This is a genomic window from Bifidobacterium sp. WK012_4_13 (genome assembly GCF_041080835.1).
GTDB lineage: Bacteria > Actinomycetota > Actinomycetes > Actinomycetales > Bifidobacteriaceae > Bombiscardovia > Bombiscardovia fermentum.
In genome coordinates this window covers 2093345-2113973 of the sequence record NZ_CP129683.1, presented here as the reverse complement: position 1 = coordinate 2113973, position 20629 = coordinate 2093345, and the positions used below count along the sequence as shown (strand labels likewise).

19 protein-coding genes are annotated in these 20629 nt (G+C 56.3%); 5 read left to right on the top strand and 14 right to left on the bottom strand.

The genetic code is table 11. From position 1 onward, the window contains the following. Positions 1 to 119: 119 nt before the first annotated feature. Complete coding sequence (locus QN062_RS08610) at positions 120 to 497, bottom strand: winged helix-turn-helix transcriptional regulator (RefSeq protein WP_369341394.1); 378 nt, start codon at positions 495 to 497, stop codon at positions 120 to 122. Between the two features lie 218 nt (positions 498 to 715). Here QN062_RS08610 and QN062_RS08605 point away from each other — a divergent pair, with 218 nt between their 5' ends. Then, positions 716 to 1288: a hypothetical protein gene (locus QN062_RS08605; protein ID WP_369341393.1), complete on the top strand. Its 573-nt coding sequence runs from the start codon at positions 716 to 718 to the stop codon at positions 1286 to 1288. A gap of 84 nt (positions 1289 to 1372) precedes the next feature. Here the strand turns inward: QN062_RS08605 and QN062_RS08600 are convergent, their stop codons facing one another. The 6 genes from QN062_RS08600 to QN062_RS08575 all read right to left on the bottom strand — a co-directional run bounded on the left by QN062_RS08600 (position 1373) and on the right by QN062_RS08575 (position 7817). After that, entirely contained in the window at positions 1373 to 2029 is a 657-nt protein-coding gene (locus QN062_RS08600; protein WP_369341392.1) for a TetR/AcrR family transcriptional regulator, read from the bottom strand. A 130-nt stretch (positions 2030 to 2159) separates the two neighbouring features. Next, entirely contained in the window at positions 2160 to 2774 is a 615-nt protein-coding gene (locus QN062_RS08595; protein ID WP_369341391.1) for a YesL family protein, read from the bottom strand. An 11-nt stretch (positions 2775 to 2785) separates the two neighbouring features. After that, positions 2786 to 4177: a glycoside hydrolase family 30 beta sandwich domain-containing protein gene (locus tag QN062_RS08590; RefSeq protein ID WP_369341390.1), complete on the bottom strand. Its 1392-nt coding sequence runs from the start codon at positions 4175 to 4177 to the stop codon at positions 2786 to 2788. Positions 4178 to 4272: 95 nt separating this feature from the next. Beyond that, positions 4273 to 5706, bottom strand: a complete 1434-nt coding sequence (locus QN062_RS08585; protein ID WP_369341389.1) for a sugar ABC transporter substrate-binding protein — start codon at positions 5704 to 5706, stop codon at positions 4273 to 4275. 157 nt (positions 5707 to 5863) lie between these two features. Next, entirely contained in the window at positions 5864 to 6790 is a 927-nt protein-coding gene (locus tag QN062_RS08580) for a carbohydrate ABC transporter permease (RefSeq protein WP_369341388.1), read from the bottom strand. A 10-nt stretch (positions 6791 to 6800) separates the two neighbouring features. Then, positions 6801 to 7817 (bottom strand): ABC transporter permease, encoded by a 1017-nt coding sequence (locus QN062_RS08575; protein WP_369341387.1) that lies wholly within the window; start codon positions 7815 to 7817, stop codon positions 6801 to 6803. Between the two features lie 347 nt (positions 7818 to 8164). Here QN062_RS08575 and QN062_RS08570 point away from each other — a divergent pair, with 347 nt between their 5' ends. Continuing rightward, positions 8165 to 10585, top strand: a complete 2421-nt coding sequence (locus QN062_RS08570) for a glycoside hydrolase family 3 N-terminal domain-containing protein (protein WP_369341386.1) — start codon at positions 8165 to 8167, stop codon at positions 10583 to 10585. Positions 10586 to 10703: 118 nt separating this feature from the next. Here QN062_RS08570 and QN062_RS08565 read toward each other — a convergent pair whose 3' ends face one another. The 3 genes from QN062_RS08565 to QN062_RS08555 are packed head-to-tail and all read right to left on the bottom strand — an operon-like array spanning position 10704 to position 12841. Beyond that, positions 10704 to 11225 (bottom strand): low molecular weight protein-tyrosine-phosphatase, encoded by a 522-nt coding sequence (locus QN062_RS08565; RefSeq protein ID WP_369341385.1) that lies wholly within the window; start codon positions 11223 to 11225, stop codon positions 10704 to 10706. 6 nt (positions 11226 to 11231) lie between these two features. Next, positions 11232 to 11918 (bottom strand): dihydrofolate reductase, encoded by a 687-nt coding sequence (locus tag QN062_RS08560; protein WP_369341384.1) that lies wholly within the window; start codon positions 11916 to 11918, stop codon positions 11232 to 11234. A 47-nt stretch (positions 11919 to 11965) separates the two neighbouring features. Continuing rightward, positions 11966 to 12841, bottom strand: a complete 876-nt coding sequence (locus tag QN062_RS08555) for a thymidylate synthase (protein WP_369342588.1) — start codon at positions 12839 to 12841, stop codon at positions 11966 to 11968. A gap of 328 nt (positions 12842 to 13169) precedes the next feature. On the opposite strand from QN062_RS08555, the gene QN062_RS08550 reads away from it, so the two are divergent. Further along, positions 13170 to 13583: an OsmC family protein gene (locus QN062_RS08550; protein WP_369341383.1), complete on the top strand. Its 414-nt coding sequence runs from the start codon at positions 13170 to 13172 to the stop codon at positions 13581 to 13583. A gap of 176 nt (positions 13584 to 13759) precedes the next feature. Here QN062_RS08550 and QN062_RS08545 read toward each other — a convergent pair whose 3' ends face one another. From QN062_RS08545 to QN062_RS08535, 3 genes are all read right to left on the bottom strand, one after another. Continuing rightward, positions 13760 to 14812, bottom strand: a complete 1053-nt coding sequence (locus tag QN062_RS08545) for a universal stress protein (RefSeq protein ID WP_369341382.1) — start codon at positions 14810 to 14812, stop codon at positions 13760 to 13762. 550 nt (positions 14813 to 15362) lie between these two features. Beyond that, on the bottom strand, positions 15363 to 16136 hold the full coding sequence (locus tag QN062_RS08540; protein WP_369342587.1) for a C40 family peptidase: 774 nt from the start codon (positions 16134 to 16136) through the stop codon (positions 15363 to 15365). A 173-nt stretch (positions 16137 to 16309) separates the two neighbouring features. Next, positions 16310 to 17077: a CHAP domain-containing protein gene (locus QN062_RS08535; RefSeq protein ID WP_369341381.1), complete on the bottom strand. Its 768-nt coding sequence runs from the start codon at positions 17075 to 17077 to the stop codon at positions 16310 to 16312. A gap of 513 nt (positions 17078 to 17590) precedes the next feature. On the opposite strand from QN062_RS08535, the gene serC reads away from it, so the two are divergent. Then, a complete protein-coding gene (gene serC, locus QN062_RS08530; RefSeq protein WP_369341380.1) occupies positions 17591 to 18751 on the top strand; it encodes a phosphoserine transaminase in 1161 nt (386 codons plus the stop codon). A gap of 110 nt (positions 18752 to 18861) precedes the next feature. Here serC and manA read toward each other — a convergent pair whose 3' ends face one another. Further along, complete coding sequence (gene manA, locus QN062_RS08525) at positions 18862 to 20250, bottom strand: mannose-6-phosphate isomerase, class I (protein ID WP_369341379.1); 1389 nt, start codon at positions 20248 to 20250, stop codon at positions 18862 to 18864. 74 nt (positions 20251 to 20324) lie between these two features. Here manA and QN062_RS08520 point away from each other — a divergent pair, with 74 nt between their 5' ends. After that, the gene (locus tag QN062_RS08520; protein ID WP_369341378.1) at positions 20325 to 20579 is read left to right on the top strand and encodes a DUF2530 domain-containing protein; all 255 of its coding nucleotides are present in this window, start codon (positions 20325 to 20327) and stop codon (positions 20577 to 20579) included. The last annotated feature ends 50 nt before the right edge of the window (positions 20580 to 20629 follow it).

Genomic DNA, 20629 nt, shown 5'->3' with positions numbered 1-20629 from the left:
TCTCCTTCCCGACCGGCATGAGACGGCCGTTGAACATGTCGCGATTCCAGCAAGCCATGACACCTGCGACAGCGATGCACGGCAAAACATAATTTTCTGGCACAAGAGGACCGGAAAGGTCACTCGCCCGTCTTGCCGCCAGGCCCGGTCCCGGCAAGCAGATTACGATTGCCCCATTCTTCGAGGGCATCAAGTATGGGAACCAGTTCCAAGCCTGATTGAGTAAGGCGATACATGGCTCTCGGAGGTCTGGCATCGACGATCGTGCGCCTCACGATTCCCTGTTCCTCAAGTTCCTTGAGTCGCTTGGACAGCGAGGAATCATTGAGCTTGTTGGAATAGCAGGATATCTGGGAGAAGGTGCGGCATCCCTTGGCTATCGCCTGAATCACCAGGCTGCTCCACCTGCGGTCGATGATGTCTACCGCCGCGAGAAAGCCATCGCATGCAATCGCCGTAGACCTGACATAGGTGACTGAAGACTCTCCATGCACCATGATTCCTCCTGAAAACCCACACTCCAATTGAGTTACTCAATAAATCATAGTAGGTATAGAAAAAATATAACCTTCGATAATCACTGTAAGCACAATTTCGGTCCAGGCATGCAATGGAGTCGTGCAATGGAGGTATGCAATGTCGGCATGCAATGCCGACAGAACGAGGCCTTTGCGGTTCATGGTATCGGTCGGCATTATCTGAGACACTTGTCCGCATGGAATTGGTCTACACGTATCTTGCGTTCATCTTCGTGTTCACGGTTATCGCGATAGCCGTTATCATCAGACTTGTGCTGAGGCATCGCATGCGTTTTTCAACTTCGCATGCACTGAAGAACCTGAAGCGAGAACTCGCATTGAGACGGGAGCCAGGGCAGCAGAGAATCACGGATGAGAACACCGGTCTCGCACAGCAGCTGAGCGTCTCGGAGATCGAGTCGACGATCAATCTCATCACAGTCATGAACAGCAACACGGTAGCGCTCGCCAAGGCATCCAGGCTTGCCATCTATGCGTTCATCGGCACCATCTCACTCGGCGTTGCAAGCTTCTCACCCAACTCTCCTGTGATAAGAATCGCCATCATCGCAGCAACGCTGGCATGCGCTCTCGCATTCCTCCTCGCGGGGGTAAGACGCATATACCGTCTGGGAAAGTCCAACATGACGCTCAATGCCCGGTTTACACAGTGGGCTGAGGCTCATCCAGACTATTGCGATGCTCCCTCGAAGCGCCGCGGTTCGCGGCAGTCATCGAAGGAGTCCGAGTCGGCTCAGCAATCCTGGTGACTGCAGGCTTTCGCGCGGACTCGACTGCCACCAATGAATGGCCGCGGACAGGGCCTGTTGCGAAGCGCTGCGACGACACCCGATTCAGGCAGACTCGGCTGCGTCGGGAATTACGGACGCGACTATCGTGTCGATGGCGTATTCGGTCGATGCGGACAGGTCGAGCTTCTGACCATCGACAAGCCATTGCAGCTGCAAGCCATCCATGACCGCAAGAATGGCAGAGCTTGCCATGATCGCCTTGTTCATGTCAATTGTGGTTCTGCGTTCCCTGGCCATCGAGATCAGCGCCTCGGTGATCTCGTTTCGCAGGTTGGTGTATCGCTGAAGAAAATAGTCATGCCCTGGGTTGTCTTCGGTTATCGACTCCGCGGACAGGGTGACGAAGGTATATACGATGCCGGGTCTCTGCTCGTTTCGCCGGACGGTGTCGATAAGATGCCTGAACAGGCCCCCACCCCCCGGCATGTGGTGGGATTCGAGGTCGGCAACCGCGCTTGTGTCTCGGAATTGCAGCACCGCAAGCAGCAGTCCGCGCTTCGATCCGAAGTGATGCAGTATTCCGGCGCGTGTCATGCCAACCTTGTGGGCGATCTCTTCGAGTGTCCCCTTCGAAGATCCCTTCATGCCAAAGACCTCGGATGCAGCCCTGAGTATCTCCTGCCTCTTCGCAAGGGTTTCTGGCCGGTGCTTTTGATGTTCGGCAGGAGTGCCCTGCACGTGAGTCGAATCGTCCGTCATGATCATCTACCTTCATATCTCAGCAACGAGTATGGTTGAGCACCAATTCTAGTGTGGCTGGCGTCTGCGCCGTCATCTCCATCGCCAACCCAGGCTTCGACAGGCATCTCAGAGCGCGCTTTCACCGGTCTCAGTGCTCGTCATACCTATCGAACACGAGCTGAAGAAGCCACGTATGCAGATAGGCGGTGAGGCTGAAGCCGAAGAACGCCCATATGAACAGCAGCCGCAATTGGAAGATGGGAACATAGCCCAGGATGACGATGGCTATGATGACCATCGCTGCGGACTGCCACACATGACGGATGCCGTATATGAAGGAATAGGTCACTATCTGTGAGATGATCAGCGAATATCGCGAAGAGAGCGGATACCAGTAGCAGCTTGCCAGAATGACAAGCGCTATCAGCACACACGCAAGCATCAGGACTATCGTGGCTCCGTGCGACATCGAGGATATGGCCCAATATCCAAGCACCATAAGGACTGCGAGCGCAATCTGCAGGGCCCACAGCACGCTTGCCTGCTTGGCGTTCGCCTTCCATGCCTTCCAGAATCGCGACCATACCGGAACCGATCCTTCGGCCCTGATTTGGAAGGCGACGGCATACATGGCGCTCAGACTTGCCCCGACGCTTACCAGCGGCAGGGATGCAAGCATGAATATCAGATTCAGCTCAATCAGCTGCCAGGCTGTGTTGAGAGCCTGATACATCTTGCCATCTATGGAAAACAGGTTATGCATGACCCTCCGATTCACTTGTTCAGGACAACTGTAACCGCTGAATGCGCCGGACACGATACCGTGCCATGACGGTCCTCGTCGACGATCGACACATGATGGGGAGTGGCGGAATCGTTGAACATGACGACGACCGTCGAACCATCTGGGTTCTCGCAGACAAGCTGACATAGCGGAACATCCGTCTTGCCACCTATTCGTATGGCGCCAGGTCGTATGAACGCACTGAAATGCGCAAGGCCGTAATAGTCGAGCGTGTATTCCACACGCGAAGTCCCATCGCCGATTCGCAGCAGGCCTCGGCAGGTGCTTTCCCCGAATCCGGGAACGACGGGCCCGTTATGCTCGTCAAGCGCAATGTTCCATAGGATGAAGCATCGTGAATCGTTCTTGAGTATCTCTATCCCCCGGCGCATCAGATTGCTGAATGCCGGATGGAATTCCGGTATCCACGAGCCGCCGGACCCTTCCGTGAAATACACCGCCTTGTCTGGGTATCGCTTGGCAAGGACCGTCTGGGACTGAGGCTCTCCACCATACCAATGCCAGGCTATGCCGTCGAAGGCCTCATCGGCCTTCTTCAGCAATCGCAAGGGGTATGATGGTCTATCCCAATTGTGGTCGTATCCAAGTATGCGCGTTCGCAGCCCGGCATCGTCAAAGGCTGGCCGCAGATGGCGTTGCACGAAACGCGCCTCGCTTCGTGCCGAAAAACGCATGCTTGGATAATGTCTGGGTTCGAAAAGAGGTTCGTTCTGGGGCGTGACTGCGAACACAGGAATCCCATTCCCCCGGTACGCCTCGATGAATCTGACGAAATACTGCGCATAGCTTTCATAGAATCTGGGCAACAGACGTCCCGTCGCCAAGCGCCGCGAACTCTTCATCCATGCCGGGGCGCTCCACGGCGATGCCATCAGCTTCAATTCAGGATTCAGCCGCATCGCAAGGGCGGTGAGGGGAATCACGGCCTCTTCGTCATGAGCTATGCTGAAATGCCGCAGGCTGACATCCGTCCTTCCCTGAGGCATGTCGTCGTAGGTATAGAACTCCCGAGAATAGTCACATGCACCCATGGGGTTGCGAAGCATGGACAGTCCTATGCCATCCTTCGGCGAGAACAGGCGTCGCATCGCCTGCTCCCGCTGCTCCTCAGGAAGCCGGCTCATCAGATAGGCCGATGAATCGGTGAATGAGGCGCCGAAGCCGTCGATTGACTGATGGCGCTCACCGTGGTCGATGGCAAGTGTGACATCGGACGAGACTGGGTCCTCCTCCACCGGCTGCCACAGGTGATGGGCGTCAGTGCTCTGCATGATGGTGAATGCCATGTCTATCCCACCCTTTCCCAATGTCACGACAGAGACCTGCGCCGAAGGACCTTTCGCCCCTAACGACTCTGCCATCAAGCTAGCGCATAAGTCTGAATGCCGCCTCGCTTCGATCCGCCACAGCCGCATATGCCTGCGAAGCTCGGCCATGCGGCTGCAACGGAACTGGCTTAATCCTTGAGACGCTCGACGTTCGCCTTGATCTTCTGGTCTCGGATCTTGTTGATCGCGTCGATGCTGTTGCTCTTCTGGAACTGCTTATACTTGGCAAGAATCGACTGGAAGCCGGACTCGCTGTCAGCGCGAATCAGACTGACCATCGTGGTCGACCAGTTCGTCTGAATCGCCGTAAGCGCCCTTGCCTCGCTGCTGCCGGTATCCGGCTGAATGTTCTCGATCTGGAACTCAGGGGTGAGATACGACTGCCCCCACTTCTGCATCTGGGTGATCGCGTCAACGAAGGAAGCCTTGTTCAAGCCCTTGTATCGGTCATGCCCGAAGAGCACGAACTCACCCATGCGGTAGTCGGTCTGCCACTTGTCAGGATCGTTAAGACGTATCTTGTCGGCTTCGGCGGTCCAGCTGACCGTACCATCGGCATTCTTGGTATAGGTCTTGCCTTCGATGCCGAAGTTCGTCAGCATCTGCCCATAGTCGCTCAGCAGATATTCGAATGTCTGTATGGCCTTCGCAGCGTTCTTGCTCTGCTTGGTGATGTAGCTGATGGACCAGCCGCTCAGGCCGGACTGGCTCAGCGTCGGCTTGCGGCCTTCGGTGCTCATGATGCCATTCACCGCGACATACTGCTCATCGGGATGCTGCGAGGCGAAGGTCTGAAGCTGGGTGCCCTGCGACACGAAGTTGTCCATCATCATCGTCGCATACTTGCCGCTTGACACCTTCTCCTTGAAGGTATCGGCATCGTCCGCAAAGCTGTCGTCCGAGATGTTGCCATCTGCATGAACCTTGCGGAAGGTATCGAGCCACTTGATGTAGTCGGAGTCGAGGTCTCGATCATAGTAGGAATTTCCCTTGCCTGTGATCGGGACGCCGAGCATATCCTGGACGGTGGTTTCCAGGGAACTGTTGCCACCGGAGAAATCATTGAAGCCGAATGGAATCAGGTCAGGGAACTTCTCCTTGATCGCCTTCTTGGCGACCTTGTTGAAATACGGATCGTACTTGTCCGCGAGCTCCTGCAACGGATATGCCCACTGGCTCGCGGTCTGCGAGACCTTCGAGGTCGAATCGAAGGTGGTGATGACGTCAGGCAGCTTGCCACTTGCGAAGTAGGTGTTCAGCTTGGTGTCGTCGCCGGTGACGAAATTGATGTTCAGATGCAGGTCCTTCCTGATCTGCGCGGTGATCAGATCCTTTCCGAAGGACTTGTTCCACCAATCCGCATTGACATACCATGTCAGCGTGTTGTCTTTGCTCTTGTCCGACTTCCAGGCGGGAGTGTCCGCCGAGACCTTGTACGTCGGATCGGGCAGCTTGCTCACGGCGCTGTCTGCACTGGACGAACCACAGGCTCCCAGTGAAACCGCCATCGCAGCGCACAGCGACGCCACGACGGCCTTCCTCAGTCCAACCATTGCTCTCATATGAATAGCTCCTTTGCTTTCTTTTCTTCTTCGACAAATATCAATCGACGATGCTTGCAATTCCAGGCGTCCTCGTGAATGCTGGGTTGCCCCGTGAACGAGTGCCTCACCGGGACGGGCCTGCATGGCATCATCGGGCCCATTCGCACCGACGGTCTCAGCCCTTGACGGCGCCGAGCATCGTGCCTCCTACGAAGTAGCGCTGCACGAAGGGGTAGAGAATCAGAATCGGTGCGATGGTGATCATGATGGTGGCCAGCCGAACGCCGCGCGTCGTCGTGTCAAGGACCACCTGCCCGGCATTGCCCAGTTCCGAGGAGGCCTGGGATTGCACGATGATGTCGTACAGTCTCATCTGCAGGGGATATAGGTTCTCATTGTTGATATACAGCTTGGTCGTCATGAAGTCGTTCCATTGAGCGACGCCGTGGAACAATGCGATGGTAGCTATTGCCGGCTTGGAAAGGGGAAGGATTATCTTCCAGAAGATCCTCATCTCGTTCGCACCATCGATTTTCGCCGACTCCTCGAGCGATGCCGGAACCTGACGGAAGAAGTTCATCAGAATGATCACGTCGTAGTAGCTGAACATCGCGGGAATGACATATACCCAGAAGGAATCGAGGAGCCCAAGGGACTTTATCAGCAGATACGTAGGGATCATGCCCCCGCTGAAGAACATCGTGACGATGCCCATCGCGGAGTAGAGCTTTCTGCCAGCAAGGTATCGCTTGCTCAGCGGATAGGCGAATACCGCGCAGAACAGCGTATGCGCCACGACGCCTATCGCCGTCTTCAGGACAGAGATAAGCAGGGCATGCCACATGCCAGAATCCTGGAAGACGGAACGGTAGTTGTCCAAAGACAGCGATCTGGGCCAGAAGATGAAGCCTCCGGCGTTCAGCGCATCGGTTGATGCGAACGACGAGATCACGATGTTCCAGATCGGAATGACGACGACCAGCGTGAACAGCAGCAGAAGGATGGTATTGACGATATTGAAGGTCAGCGATGTGTGCCGAACCCTGCTCCCCTGCGAGGCCTGAACCGAGACATTGATTTTTTCTTTGACTGCGTTGCTCATGATTCCTCCGTCACAGCACCGACTGGTTGTCGTTGAGTTTCTTACTGATGAGATTGGTGGCTACCAACAGAATGACCGAAATGATCGAGACGCCGAGCCCTACCGCAGTGGCATATGAGAAATCGCCCTGGGACAGGCCCACTCGATACACATAGGAATTGATGACCTCGGACTTTGGCTGATTCTGCGTGTTCATCAGCACCAGCGTCTGATCGAGGTTGGAGCCGAACAGCGCCGAGACGGAAAGGATCAGATTCAGCGTGATCATCGTGCCCAGCTCGGGAATGGTGATGTACCAGATTCTCCGGGTCTTCGAGGCCCCATCCATCTCAGCGGCTTCGTAGAGTTCGGGATCGATGCCCGCCATGACGGCGAGATAGAGGATGGTCCCCCAGCCGGCCTCCTTCCATACATCTGATCCTGCGGCGATGGTCCAGTACTTGTCAGCATCGAGCAGATAGTTCCCCGAGGCATGGATGTTGAAGAATTGCAGCGTCTCATTGAGAAGACCGGTCGTCGACAGCCAGTTGATCAGCATGCCGCCGAGGATGATCCATGAGAAGAAGTGGGGCAGATAGGTCAGCGTCTGCACGATCTTCTTGAAGGGCCCCCAAGGCACCTCATAGATCATGATTGCGAGGACGATGGGGAGGAAGAATCCCAGCGTCAGCTTGATGGCGCTGATTCCCATCGTGTTCCATACCGATGCCCAGAAATACTGGTCGTGGAGGATGGTGCGGAAATTCTCCAATCCGGTCCAGGGCGCCCCACCTATGGTATCGACGACCGTGTAGCTCTTGAATGCCAGGATCAGGCCATAGATCGGAATGAAGTTGAATACGATCATGAAAATGATTCCGGGAAGAATCATGATCTGAAGCTGCCATTGCGAACGGAACCTTTCGAGCCATCCCGTCGTCCGCATGCGAAGGCCTGGCCTGTCAACCGCAGGCGATGCCATGGCATCTTCGTTCAGACTCGCATCAGCGGCTTTGGCACGGTAGCGCATATGATTCTCCTTCCCCATCTCCTATTGCATAAGTCGTGTGGTCGAATGGCATCGAAGTCAGATTTCACCCATCATTGGGTGGGAATCATTGACTAACAAGCGATGGAAACATCTTCGTTCTCACGTACATTTGCTAACATACTTACTAGTTAGTCACTTGTCAAACGTCGAGATAAGAGATCTCAAGATGCCTTGTTTTTCCGGCATTCTATGGCGTTTCTTCATCGAGACACGGAGATCCGAGACTTGCATATTTACTAACTTTATAGTAAGTTACTATCGATGGTCATATGATCATATAGTCATATCTGCTGGCTTATGCAATGCAGCATGTTCGGACTCCTCTGCAATTCAAAGGAAACACCATGAGTAATACGGATAATGCAACGACGCCGTTGTATTGGAACCGCGCCCTGTCCATCGACGAACGCATCGATGATCTTCTCGGCCGCATGAGCGCGGAAGAGAAGGTCGGTCAGCTCATGCAGCTCGATGCACAGCACGAGCTGCAAGCCAACATTCTTGACAAGCACATCGGTTCCATCCTGCATACCTCCCCGAAGAATCTGGTCGCAGCCTCGAATCTCGTGCAGCAGACACGTCTGCGCATTCCATTGCTCGTGGGCGAGGACTGCATTCATGGGTACTCATTCTGGCCAGGAGCGACGATCTTTCCGACGCAGCTCGCCATGGCGGCATCCTGGAATCCTCAGCTGGTTGAGCAGGTCGCCAGAACGACCGCAATAGAGGCGTCCTCCACAGGAATCCACTGGACCTTCTCCCCCGTGCTCTGCATCGCCAGGGATCTGCGATGGGGACGCGTCGACGAGACCTTCGGCGAAGACCCCATGCTCATAGGAGAGCTTGCATCGGCGATGGTACGGGGATACCAGGGCAAGGGCCTGAATGACCCGACCTCGATCCTTGCCACCGCCAAGCACTTTGCAGCATATTCCGAGACCCAGGGCGGCCGGGACGCCTCTGAATCGGATGTCTCGCATCGAAAGATGCGCTCGTGGTTCCTCCCGCCCTTCGAGCGCGTCGCACGCGAAGGGTGCAGGACCTTCATGCTGGGATATCAGACGACGGACGGCATTCCCATCACTGTGAACAGATGGCTGCTGAATGACGTCCTTCGGGACGAGTGGGGATTCAAGGGGACGCTGATAACCGACTGGGACAACGTCGGACGCATGATCTGGGAGCAGCATGTGCAGCCGGACTATTGCCACGCCGCAGCAGCGGCCATCCACGCTGGAAACGACCTGATCATGACGACGCCGCATTTCTTCGAAGGCGCGCTCGAAGCGCTGCGTCTTGGACTCATCGCAGAAAGCGACCTCGACCGTCCGGTGCGCAACGTCCTTCGGCTGAAATTCGAGCTTGGGCTCTTCGAGAACCCAAGACTGCCCGACGACACATCGATCCGGCAGTCCATCGGCACGGCCGAACATACCCGGCTGAATCTGGAAGTGGCAAGGGAATCGCTGGTGCTGCTGCGCAATGATGGCACGCTCCCACTGCTTGACGCTGACCTGGCAGGCCGGCACAAGCTTTCATCGGACAGACAGACGAATGCGCGGACATCCGATCGAATGCCGCTCTACCCTCAGCATCCTGAGCAGAAGGCAATCGCCCTGGTAGGCCCCTTGGCCGACGACCCGAAGAATCAGCTCGGCGATTGGGCAGGAGGTTCCGGTCAGGTCAGCTGGATCAAGGAGGAACCCCGCGAATGTGTGATAACCGTCAAGGACGGCCTGGAACAGGCTCTTCCGGCAGGTTGGGCGCTTCATGTGGCCAAGGGAGCGGACATCGCCACGCTGGAGCCGGACCCCGCAGGAACCCATTTCCCCGACGGCCAGCCTCGCCCGCCGATCCAGGTTCCCTGCAAGCCAGAGGCGGCACAGCTCGCACAGGCCGTTGACGCGTCCGAGCAGTCGGATGTGACCGTTGCCGTAGTCGGCGACGTCATCGAACTGGTGGGCGAAGGGCGCTCGACGGCGACCCTGGAACTCTTCGGAGCGCAGAACGCGCTGCTTGAAGCCATAGCCAGCTCATGCAAGCGGCGTCACAAGCCTTGGATCGTCGTCCTTCTGGCATCGAAGCCCCTGATTCTCCCGCCTTGCGCAGACGAGGCTTCCGCGATCGTATGGGCCGGCAATCCGGGCATGCAGGGAGGCAGGGCGATTGCCGAACTCCTTCTCGGCATGATCGAACCACAGGGCAGATTGCCTATCTCATTCGCTCGCCACGCCGGTCAGCTCCCAACGTATTACAACCAGGTTCGCGGTCAGCACGGCCTGAGATACGCGGATCTGACTCAGGAACCTGCATTCTGCTTTGGCGAGGGACTCTCGTATTCGCACGTCGAATATGGCGAGGCGAGCATCGACCTGATCGGTCGCGATGGCCATCATGGTACGGATCGTCTGATGGATGTGACGAGCCGCGACACCCTGTCCGTTTCGGTGGACGTGCGAAATGCGGGCGAGCGAGAATGCGTCGAAACGGTCCAGCTCTATGTCAGGGACACCGTCACATCGGCAAGCTGGGCCGACAAGGAGTTGAAGGCGTTCCGCAAGGTCACGCTTGCACCAGGAGAGAAACGCAAGGTATCCATACCCCTTGCCGTTGCAGACTGCAGCATCGTCGACGCCGATGAGCGCCGCGTTGTGGAGGCTGGCGACTTCGAGGCCCTGATTGGCCACTCATCGAAGGAAAGCGACCTGAGCTCCGTCGGATTCACCGTTAGCGAAGGCGCAGTCGTCGGGGGAAGCAGGCACTGATCTGGAATTCATTCGATCGTACGGCCACGCTTACGCTCCGTCGTACGATCGAATGCGCGCCGCCTTCGATCCTTCCGTGACCGCGCGAATGCGGACGGAGCATCGCCATGTGAGGAAATCAACGAACCTTCTGCGCGACCCAGTCGACGATGTATGGCGCGACCTCTTCGATCTGGTCGATGGCGACTTCGAATTCCCTCGGACCCCCATACCAGGGATCGACCAGATCGATCTCATCTTCGTGTCCCTTAGCCGGTGCTGGAAGCCGTGGGTCGAAACTGCGGTACAGATGCACTTCCGCGCGCTTCTCGGCGGGCAGAAGACGCAGCAGGGATCTCATATGGGATGCGGTCATGGGAAGCAGAAGGTCGGATGCGGCTATTTCCTCGCCCGTGATGCGGTGCGCGAAGTGATCGCGAGGAATCCCGTACCCACGTTCCTTCAGCACACGCTGCGCGCGCCTGTCGATTGGATTGCCGTATTCCTCATCGCTGACTCCGCTGGATTCGACCCTGACCTGCGAGGAGTCCAGTCCGCGGTCTTCGAAAAACCGTCTCAGAATTATCTCGGCCATGGGGGAACGGCAGATGTTGCCGGTGCACACCGTCATGACCGTATATGGATGCTCGTTGGCGCTCATTCGGAATCAACGCACCTTCTGGTAGGTCACAAAGCGGAAGTCCGAAATGCCATTCGACCCGTCATGAGGCTGAATCCAAGGAGTTTCATTCTCCAAGCGCCACAACCCGGCGTCGACCAGTTCCAGAATGTCCGGAGCGAAGGTATCGGCATCGACCTCGGTGCGTATCTCCGTCACGAAAGCGCGATCGGCATGAGCAAGGGCGGCATCGAACAGCTGCGATCCACCAATGACCCAAATCTCGCTGCGGTCAATGCCGTCATCGGGTATCGACTCCTGGCCGGCCATGCACAGCGCCGCATCGATGTCCTCGACGACGGTGGCCCCCTGCGCCCGATAGTGAGCGTTGCGGGAAACAACGATGTTATCCCTGTTCTTCAGTGGCCGAGAACCTTCTCTCAACGACTCCCATGTCTTTCTACCCATGATTACGGGGTGAGAGATGGTAAGCTCCTTGAATCTGTTCAGGTCCTCTGATAGATGCCATGGCATGCCACCTTGGAAGCCGATGGCGTTGCGCCGCCCATTTCTGCTGGTGGCCTGCGCCCAAATCAAATTGACCGAGAAACGGCCATCTTCGTGATCATGCTGTGCTTCCTCTGGCTCGTTCCAGTCGTCGCCATGATCATATCGCCCGGCTTTTCCGGGCTTGGGTTCGTGATAGCCGTTATGGCTACTACTCTCGTGCTCCATCTAAATATCGCTCCTTGTTGCTTGTTTGCACCATGCTAATAAGTCCCTCAGACTGCAATCGGTGCCTTGATCGTCGCATGATGCCGATAGTCCTGTATATGGAAATTCTCGTAGGCATAATCGAACAATGAAGGTGCCTTGTCGATGTGCAGCTGCGGATACGGATAAGGCTCACGCGAGAGCTGTTCGAGAACCTGAGGGACATGATTGTCATAGATATGGCAGTCTCCCCCGGTCCATACGAACTCGCCGGGCTCGAGGCCTGTCTGCTGTGCGATCATACGGGTCAGCAGCGCATAGGATGCGATGTTGAACGGCACTCCGAGGAACATATCGCATGAGCGCTGATACAGCTGGCAGCTTAGGCGGCCATCGGCGACATAGAACTGGAACATTGCGTGGCACGGGGGAAGCGCCATCTTCTCGACTTCGGCGGGATTCCATGCACTCACGATCATGCGGCGGGAATCGGGATGGCTGCGGATCAGGTCAAGAACGTTGGAAATCTGATCGATGGTGCGGTTCGGATCATCCGAGGTCGGAGCTGGCCAGCTTCTCCACTGCACGCCATACACCGGTCCAAGCTCGCCCGTCTCAGGGTCTGCCCACTCGTCCCAGATGTGCACGTTGTGTTCCTGAAGCCATCTGACGTTTCCGGAACCCTTCAGAAACCACAGCAGCTCCAGAGCCAGTCCGCGGAAAAAGACTCGCTTGGTCGTCACGAGCGGAAAGGAATCATGAATGTCGAAACGCATCTGCTGACCGAAAAGCGAAATCGTACCGGTCCCGGTTCGATCGGACTTCAGCGTACCCTCCTCAAGAATCTTGCGGAGCAGATCCTCATATGGTGTCGGAATGTCCGTCTTCGGACGATCCGGAATGCGTGTGCGTATGTCGTCGAGCTGCGATTGCGATAAGGCCATATCCACTAATCTAATCCATCGCCGCAGATCTTGCAGCGCGCATATCTTACGGCGAAGAGCCGTTGAGCCCGAATCCAGGCACTTGGACGTTTTTCGCACCGATCTGCCCCCCTCTCATTCACCCGCAGGCTCACTGAGATCGATGGGGCTTCGCCATGCTGCGAAGCTGCAAGCTGAACAAGGGAATGACGACGCAAGACGATAGATTGAGTGTGTAGCGATGCGATTGGAGAATGACCACGTCAATCATCCGCCAATAGAGCACCGAGCCGAAAACGACAATCTTCGACGCGTCTTGGCATGCCATGACGCGGCACTAGGAGGAATCATGGGAAAAAGACTGTGGGTCGAGCGCAACAAGGACGGTTCTTGGGATGCATTTTCCGAGGATGGCGCTCATATCAAGTTTGGCAAGGGCAGGGGCCAGTTCACTCCTGGAGATCTGCTGAAGGTTTCCCTGGCGGCATGCGGAGCCCTATCAAGCCGCTTTGCGATCGAAAGCGTTCTGGGCGAAGGTGCTGGCGCGCACATCGTGGTTGACGGCAAATACGATGATGACGACGACGCATACCTTTCATTCGATGAGCAACTCACCGTCGATGCCACGGATGCCGGATTGAGCGATGCCGATGCCGACAAGCTGAAGGAACGCATCATCCGCCATATCGACAAGTCCTGCACCGTCAAGCATAGTCTTGAGCGTGAGGAACCAGTCCGCCTGAATGTCACCGTTCGTCACTGAGACCGCATAATCCGCACTGATCCGGATCGGAAGCCACGTCAATGTTCCGGAACAAATGTTCCGAACAAATGTTCCGGAACATTCAGACATAAAGGATATGGGCAATGGCCCGGAACCTTACTTCCGGCCATTGCCCATATCCTTTTCCACTGGCACTTCCAGATGACTGGCGAGAGTCAGTCCTTGTGCAGAGGGTCGATGTGCTCTTCTATGTCACGGATCTGTTCAGGGTTCGCCTTCTCCACGTCGACGCTCTCTACTCCGCTGATCTGATCAAGTGACATTGCAGTGATGTTGGCGGCATTCTGCTTGTTCTTCTCACCTGATTCGGCGGCCTCGACATATTTGCGAGGCACCACATAGACAGGCGACACAGCATGCTGCAGAAGCCCTTGGCTTGTCGATCCGAGCAGGAGTCCAGTGAAGCCTCCTCGGCCACGGGAACCGACGACCACGACATCGTAGTTGTGGCTCGCCTTGGTGAGTGCGTTGACCGCCGATCCTGGAACTATCGACTTGTAGACACGAAGATTTGGATACAGCACCTGCAATGGCTTGATCCTTGCATTCAAGTCCTCCATGTATGATTCCATGACCCCACGCTCTTCGGCCGAATCCGAACCGGTAAGACCGTCTATGTTGGGCACTGCAGAGATCACGTTGAGTTCGGCGCCCCAGCCGTTGGCGAATCCAGCAGCGATTTCAAGCGCCTTCAACCCCCACTTCGATTCGTCAGACCCAACTGCGATCTTCGAAATCGTGTTGTTCAGATGCATCATGTTGCCGTCATCATCGGTGTAGGGGACCACGACAATGGGGCAGTATGCATATGCCGGAAGACTCGAGCTCGTGGTTCCCAACAAGCGTTCTGCCAGACCTCCCTTGCCACGATTGCCGATCACGATCAGATTGTAGTTTCTTGACAGTTCGACGAACACCGAAGCCGGATCGCCGGTAACGATCAACGTCGCAGCCTCTACCCCCTGCTCGTCTGCGATTGCCTTCGCCCTTGAAAGAATCTCCTGAGCATCCGTATGGGCTGCGTTGTCATCGCCAAGCGCCGTGTACGTTGCGTCGAACGAAACTGCCGCATAGCTGGGAAGCGAGTATGCACACACTATCTGCAGCATCAATCCCGCGTGTTTGGCGTAATTCGCGGCCCACCAAGTTGCCTTGTAGCTTGCATCTGACCCGTCAACTCCGACGAGTATTGCCTTGTCGTTAACCATCACGACCTCCTTGGGTTAGTGAACGGTGCTGCTAGGCACGTTCTACCAATAGAATACCGCTGGCTGTTGCAAAACGGTGTTTTCCAGCAAATCAAAAGCAACGATCCCCCTTGCATTTCGATTGTGCTGCCTGCTTCGATGGTATCAGCAGAAAGGCGCCCTCGCAGCATGCATTTCAATCCTTAGGGCGATATCTTCTGAGCGGGAAATCTCCGAACTTCAGCGCATTGGAACCTGACAGAGCAATAGGGAGAGGGCAATAGGGAGAGGACACTGTGGAGAGAACACTGTGGAGAGAACACTGTGGAGAAAGCAATTGCAAGAGAAGTTTCAGGCAGGATCTGAAAAAGCCTATGCGGCGGTAAAGCGATGATTCATCAGCTCAGTGAAGCTCGCAGCAATCAGGGAATCTGCGCTCGTGATTGCCTGGATACGGAAAGACGCCCCATAGGGGCGTCCGTCCATTCACATCAGGTCACATCACATCAAGTCGCTCACATCAGGTCATTGGGTCTGAACCAGAAGCAGGACCTGAGCGGGGCTCACAGACCTAAAGGAGTCTTCGTATCGAATATGAGCCACTAAAAGCGACATTCACCGCCGTCGTGGTCGTTCCCTTGGATGGGTTGAGCGCATTCACGACCATGTTGTTGCCTATATAGATGCCTGCATGGGCGCTGTTGGCGATGATGTCACCAGGCTCGGCATCGGCGAGACTCGAGACGGCCGTACCCACTGCGGCCTGAGCCCCGGAGGAATGCGGAAGACTGATGCCGAACTGCGCATAGACATACATCACGAAGCCTGAGCAGTCCCAGCCGCTTGTCGTCGAACCGCCATAGACATAGGGAACCTGACCGATGAACTGGTTGGCGTATGAGACAACGGCCGCTGCAGTCTTTGCATCCGGCGCCGCCACCGTCGTGGTCGCAGTCGTGGAAGATGTTGTCGTGCTGGTCGTCGTTGAAGCGCGTGTGGAGCTCCGGCTCGCAGCCTCCTCCTGCTGTGCGGCTGCCTCAGCAGCCTCGGCTGCGGCGGCGGCAGCAGCGGCCTTCTTGGCCTTGTCTGCCTCTTTCTCAGCCGTTGACTGGGTCTTAGGGACACTCATGGAACCCAATCCACCCCAATTGCTGCTTTTGTCGACTTTCGTGGAAGTCGACTCAGCAAGAAGATTCTTCCGCGAAGCATTTACCTTCGGGAATGAACGTGAGGATGTCACGGCAGTATTGGTTGCAGCCCCAGCAACAGGCGCAGCGAAGGATAACATCGAGCTTGCCGCGGTTGTCGCCACAATAATTGCTATGGTTTTCCTAGATATCTTCATCAAAATGACACATTAGCACATGAAGCTGATCTCTCAAACTTGATTCCACGAAACATAGGAAGGCGTCCGCATGCGACCGATTGGCTGAAAGCCTCTGAGCATGCAGCCGATATAAAGCCCGCAGTCAGTCAATTCCTGGAATCCGCGCGACGCTGCCACGCGCCCATAACAGCTCAGTAATGAATGTATTGGTAATCGTGAACGTTCGTCAGTGTCCTCGAATAGGTCGCACCGTCCATGACCTCGCCTGATTCCGAGGTGACGATGGAACCGTCGGAATTGATCTTCTCCACGATGGCGACATGCCCATACTCCGTCGAGGCATCTTCCTGACCTTGCCGGAATACGACGATGTCTCCGACATGCCGAGGTGTGTTGTCGACCCAATAGCCAAGCGCCTTGGCAGAGGTGGCCCACTGATACGCATTGCCGAAATATGATCCGACGGGGAGCCCGAGCTGATGACGCCGCGTATAGACCCACCACGTGCATTGGCTGAATTCATATGCGTTGCCGGTGTCACCAGTCGCATGATTCGCGTTGAAGCCGGAAGGGATGACCGAGGCATCGGCATCGAGCAAGTTGGCCACCGTGGAATTCTTTGCCTTTGATCGCGAGAGCTGGGAAACATCGACCTTGTCGTCGCTCAGCGACCATGAACCCGACCCGGCATTGGTCGACACCGATTCCTTGCTGAGCGCGGAGCGTGACTCCGAGCGGGAGACGGATTCCTGAATTGCCGCCGATGACCCGCTGGATGCCTGGCTGCTGGTGGTCTGCGCCGCATGTGCGACCAAGGCATGCTCGTTTGGTCCGAGTGTCAGCAGCGCCGTCGCCGCCGTGCCAAAAAGTGCAGCCAGTGCCGTCCCTGCCATCATCTGAGACTTGCGGGTCTTGCGACGCGTCGCCTCGCGCAATGCGCGCCGGGTGACGGGCGACATCTCATTAAGCCGTCTGGTAACCGCCAATTCAATCTTGGAGAGCTGCATGGATGAAGCAGATGCAACGGCAGGCGCGAGCTGTGCGGTGAATGAACGACTTCGACTGACCGCAACTGAAGCATGAGCAGCATGCGCACCGCGGCCTGCGCCATGGGCAGCGCCGTGAACAGCGCCATGTCTCGCACCGTGAGTTTTTTCCTTATGAAAAACTTCGGATGAGGCTTTGCCATGCGAAGCATGTCTCATTGATACAACTCCTGAACGTCCTTGGAAATCATCTGCAGCCACGCAGTCGAGTGACCTCAATTGAAGAGAATACAACCATCCTGTGTCGAACGTCCAATCGGAATCCGAGCCTGTCAGCGGGTTCAAGACATGATTCATGTGCGTTCCCGTGTGAGATTGTCAGGAAAATCAACAGGTTTCTGTCTCTTACCTTGTGGTAGCAAAAGTTTCTGGGTTCTTTTGCGACACGCTGAAGATCAATCCATCGGTCTGATTAGGGTTGACGATATGACCAATAACGTGACGATTCCTGAGAAACTTCTGCCCGAAGACGGCCGTTTCGGTTCTGGGCCCAGCAAAATCCGCCATGATCAGATTTCCGAACTGTCTGGCGACTGGAAGACCATTCTTGGCACATCGCATCGTCAGGCACCTGTGAAGCGCGTCGTGGCCTCCATCAAGGAGGGCCTTCGCGAGCTGTTCGGCATTCCCGACGGATATGAGATAGCGCTCGGCAACGGGGGTTCGACGGCGTTCTGGGATATGGCATGCGCATGCCTCATCAACCGCAAGGCAGCGTTCGGCGTGTATGGTTCCTTCACCAGGAAGTTCGCAGACTGCGCCGCGAACGCACCATTTCTTGATCAGCCGGTCATCTTCGATTCACCGCTGGGCACATACGCACTGCCTCAGCCGACCGAGGGCGTGGACGCATACTGCTGGGCGCACAATGAAACGTCGACAGGGGTCAATGCGCCTGTCAGAAGGATAGCCGGACCGCAGGTGGCTCCGGAAGGAATTCCTGACTCCGCTCTGACAATCGTCGACGGCACGAGCGCTGCCGGCGCAATCGAGGTGGACATATCGCAGACCGATGTGTATTACTTCTCACCGCAGAAGGCTTTCGGCGCAGAGGGGGGAATCTGGTTCGCCATACTCTCCCCCGCGGCGATTGAGCGCGCCAACCAGATCGAGCAGGCTGCGAAGCTTGAAGGAGCCCAACGCTGGGTGCCGTCCTTCCTTTCGCTTACCAAGGCACTTGACAATGCGCGCAAGGATCAGACGCTCAACACACCTTCCGTCGGCAACTTCATCCTGATTGACAACCAGATTCGGTGGCTGAACGAGAACGGAGGACTCGCCTGGTCCACGGCCCGATGCAGCAAATCCGCCTCGATCGTCTATGACTGGGCTGAGCGGGTTCCCTTCGCACAACCATTCGTGAAGGACCCAGAATCGCGATCTCATTCCGTCGCAACCATCGACATGGATGAGATGGTGAGTGTCGACCAGGTCCTGGGCATTTTGCGCCAGAATGGCATCGTAGACGTTTCAGGCTACCGAGGCCTGCATCGCAATCAGTTGCGAATCGGAGTGTTCCCATCGGTCGAGCCTCGTGACGTGGAGGCGCTTCTCAACTGCGTGGACTACGTCGTTGCACATATGTGACGCTTCCGCACGCCTGTCTGCGCTTCTATGGCTTCTACGGTTTATGGGAAGCATCATCAGGCAGGGGAGCTCAAGAAGCCCGCAAACCGTTCTCGTCGGCAAGGTGTCGGTCAGAACGGCGTTGAAGCGAAGAGATAGGAGCCGTGGGAGGCTTCGTGCCCCTCAGGATTCACTCCAATGTCGATGTGCCCGTCCTGTGCGGGAATGAAAACCGCCTCGCCCTGGTCAAGGGACACTCGCTGCAACGCCGTAATGCACTGAAGCGAGCCTTCCGTGCATAGCAGCACACGTGGTCCGTCGGATGGCAGTTGCAGCCGCTGCGGGCCATATTTCTGCATGAGCTCACCGTATCGCTGAATGAGTCTGCCCGCTATCGGCCATGCACCCGATGCGCTGTCGACTCGCCCATAGGCAAGCATGTATTCCGAGATCTTGGGGCGATAGGTGATCAGATCCTGGATTGCGAGCGCAGCGAATGCAGAGCTCGAAGGGTCGATAGGAGTGGCAGGCTGGCAGTTCAGACTGTGCAGCAGATTCGAAATGTCCCTGTGCTTAATCGTCATGCCTGCACGCAGCACGTTGTCGGAATTGGTCATGATCTCTGCCGCGGTCCCGTGAATGTATGCATGGGGCAGCCCGGCAGGTATGTATACCGATTCACCTTCGGCCAATACGACAGGATTCATCATCAGCAGGCAGAGAACGGATGGATCGGTATCAAATGCCTTCGCAGCCTGGACCGCACCGTTCAGCGCCTCACGCTGCCTGCCCGATTCGGGAACGTTCTCGCAGGCCTCGCGAAGGGCCTGCTCCAAAGAACCGGCATCTGTCGGAGGCGATGTGATGGCGACATGGAATGCACGGAATATCCGTCGGCGAGAGTCAGGCCAGGTTATCGAAGACATGGGCATCATCACATCGCTTGCGGCATATTCCTGTGGAGGCTGCCCCACATGGAAGGTGCGGGCCGTCAGCGCGTGTACCATCTGGCGGGCAATGGGATGGTTCACCGATCGCAGCAGGCGAAGCTGATCGATCACAGGCGCGAAGCCGACCGAAGCGGTGAAGGGCTCCAGAGCCACCAGCATCTCGTTCTTGGCAAGGGAATCCTTGAATGATCTTTCCGGCGCATCCAAGGCAATTCCGAGATCGTTTTCGCGGTTATACCCTGCCCGGGCTTCAAAATCGACCGGATGGACCTGCAGCGAAAGCGGTATCTCCGCAGAGATGACCTTGAACAGATACGGCATCACGGGACCGAACTCCTGCGAAGCATGTTCGCCTACCATCGCAACAGGATTGGAATGAATCTCGTCGAGCAAGTTGCTCGAGACTCCCCCTGGCAGCTTCATCGGCGAAGGGGACTGCGGATGGCCGCTGAACCACATTTCCGCGAGTCTGGGCTCTTGCGGACCTTGCTGAGGCAAGTGGAACATCGTCTGCAAACAGGTTCTTGATCCCCATGCATAGTGCTTGGGAACTGCTTCGATAGGATACAACGATGCCCCTCCTTCCTGCACCATACTAAAGCGCGACACCAATCAAGGTTACCCCGAGATATACACTTAATTGCATGAAGCTTGCACCAATTTTCTCTCAGAAGGCGCGCAGACCGTCACCAAAGCCGGTTCAAGTTGATTTGCGAAAGATATTCATAATTGGCACCATCGCCTGGTTCGTTGCACTTCTGTTCTTCGCCGCACTTGAGTTCTGCGGCATCGATGCCAAGGCTGCCATAGGGGTAAGCGCCTCGGGTCTCGTCGTTGGCGTCGTGCTCCTCATCTGGGAGTTCTTCAATCGCTGGAACTATCGAAGGCTTGCCGAGTAACCCTTAAGATAGGCGGCTTTCACGTCCCCTTGCATGGCATTCAGGGATGT

Bases quoted from the DNA above. Each gene is read 5' to 3' on its own strand.
- QN062_RS08610 (WP_369341394.1), bottom strand. From the start codon at position 497: ATGGTGCATGGAGAGTCTTCAGTCACCTATGTCAGGTCTACGGCGATT.
- QN062_RS08605 (WP_369341393.1), top strand. From the start codon at position 716: ATGGAATTGGTCTACACGTATCTTGCGTTCATCTTCGTGTTCACGGTT.
- QN062_RS08600 (WP_369341392.1), bottom strand. From the start codon at position 2,029: ATGACGGACGATTCGACTCACGTGCAGGGCACTCCTGCCGAACATCAA.
- QN062_RS08595 (WP_369341391.1), bottom strand. From the start codon at position 2,774: ATGCATAACCTGTTTTCCATAGATGGCAAGATGTATCAGGCTCTCAAC.
- QN062_RS08590 (WP_369341390.1), bottom strand. From the start codon at position 4,177: ATGGCAGAGTCGTTAGGGGCGAAAGGTCCTTCGGCGCAGGTCTCTGTC.
- QN062_RS08585 (WP_369341389.1), bottom strand. From the start codon at position 5,706: ATGAGAGCAATGGTTGGACTGAGGAAGGCCGTCGTGGCGTCGCTGTGC.
- QN062_RS08580 (WP_369341388.1), bottom strand. From the start codon at position 6,790: ATGAGCAACGCAGTCAAAGAAAAAATCAATGTCTCGGTTCAGGCCTCG.
- QN062_RS08575 (WP_369341387.1), bottom strand. From the start codon at position 7,817: ATGGGGAAGGAGAATCATATGCGCTACCGTGCCAAAGCCGCTGATGCG.
- QN062_RS08570 (WP_369341386.1), top strand. From the start codon at position 8,165: ATGAGTAATACGGATAATGCAACGACGCCGTTGTATTGGAACCGCGCC.
- QN062_RS08565 (WP_369341385.1), bottom strand. From the start codon at position 11,225: ATGAGCGCCAACGAGCATCCATATACGGTCATGACGGTGTGCACCGGC.
- QN062_RS08560 (WP_369341384.1), bottom strand. From the start codon at position 11,918: ATGGAGCACGAGAGTAGTAGCCATAACGGCTATCACGAACCCAAGCCC.
- QN062_RS08555 (WP_369342588.1), bottom strand. From the start codon at position 12,841: ATGGCCTTATCGCAATCGCAGCTCGACGACATACGCACACGCATTCCG.
- QN062_RS08550 (WP_369341383.1), top strand. From the start codon at position 13,170: ATGGGAAAAAGACTGTGGGTCGAGCGCAACAAGGACGGTTCTTGGGAT.
- QN062_RS08545 (WP_369341382.1), bottom strand. From the start codon at position 14,812: ATGGTTAACGACAAGGCAATACTCGTCGGAGTTGACGGGTCAGATGCA.
- QN062_RS08540 (WP_369342587.1), bottom strand. From the start codon at position 16,136: ATGAAGATATCTAGGAAAACCATAGCAATTATTGTGGCGACAACCGCG.
- QN062_RS08535 (WP_369341381.1), bottom strand. From the start codon at position 17,077: ATGTCGCCCGTCACCCGGCGCGCATTGCGCGAGGCGACGCGTCGCAAG.
- serC (WP_369341380.1), top strand. From the start codon at position 17,591: ATGACCAATAACGTGACGATTCCTGAGAAACTTCTGCCCGAAGACGGC.
- QN062_RS08520 (WP_369341378.1), top strand. From the start codon at position 20,325: ATGAAGCTTGCACCAATTTTCTCTCAGAAGGCGCGCAGACCGTCACCA.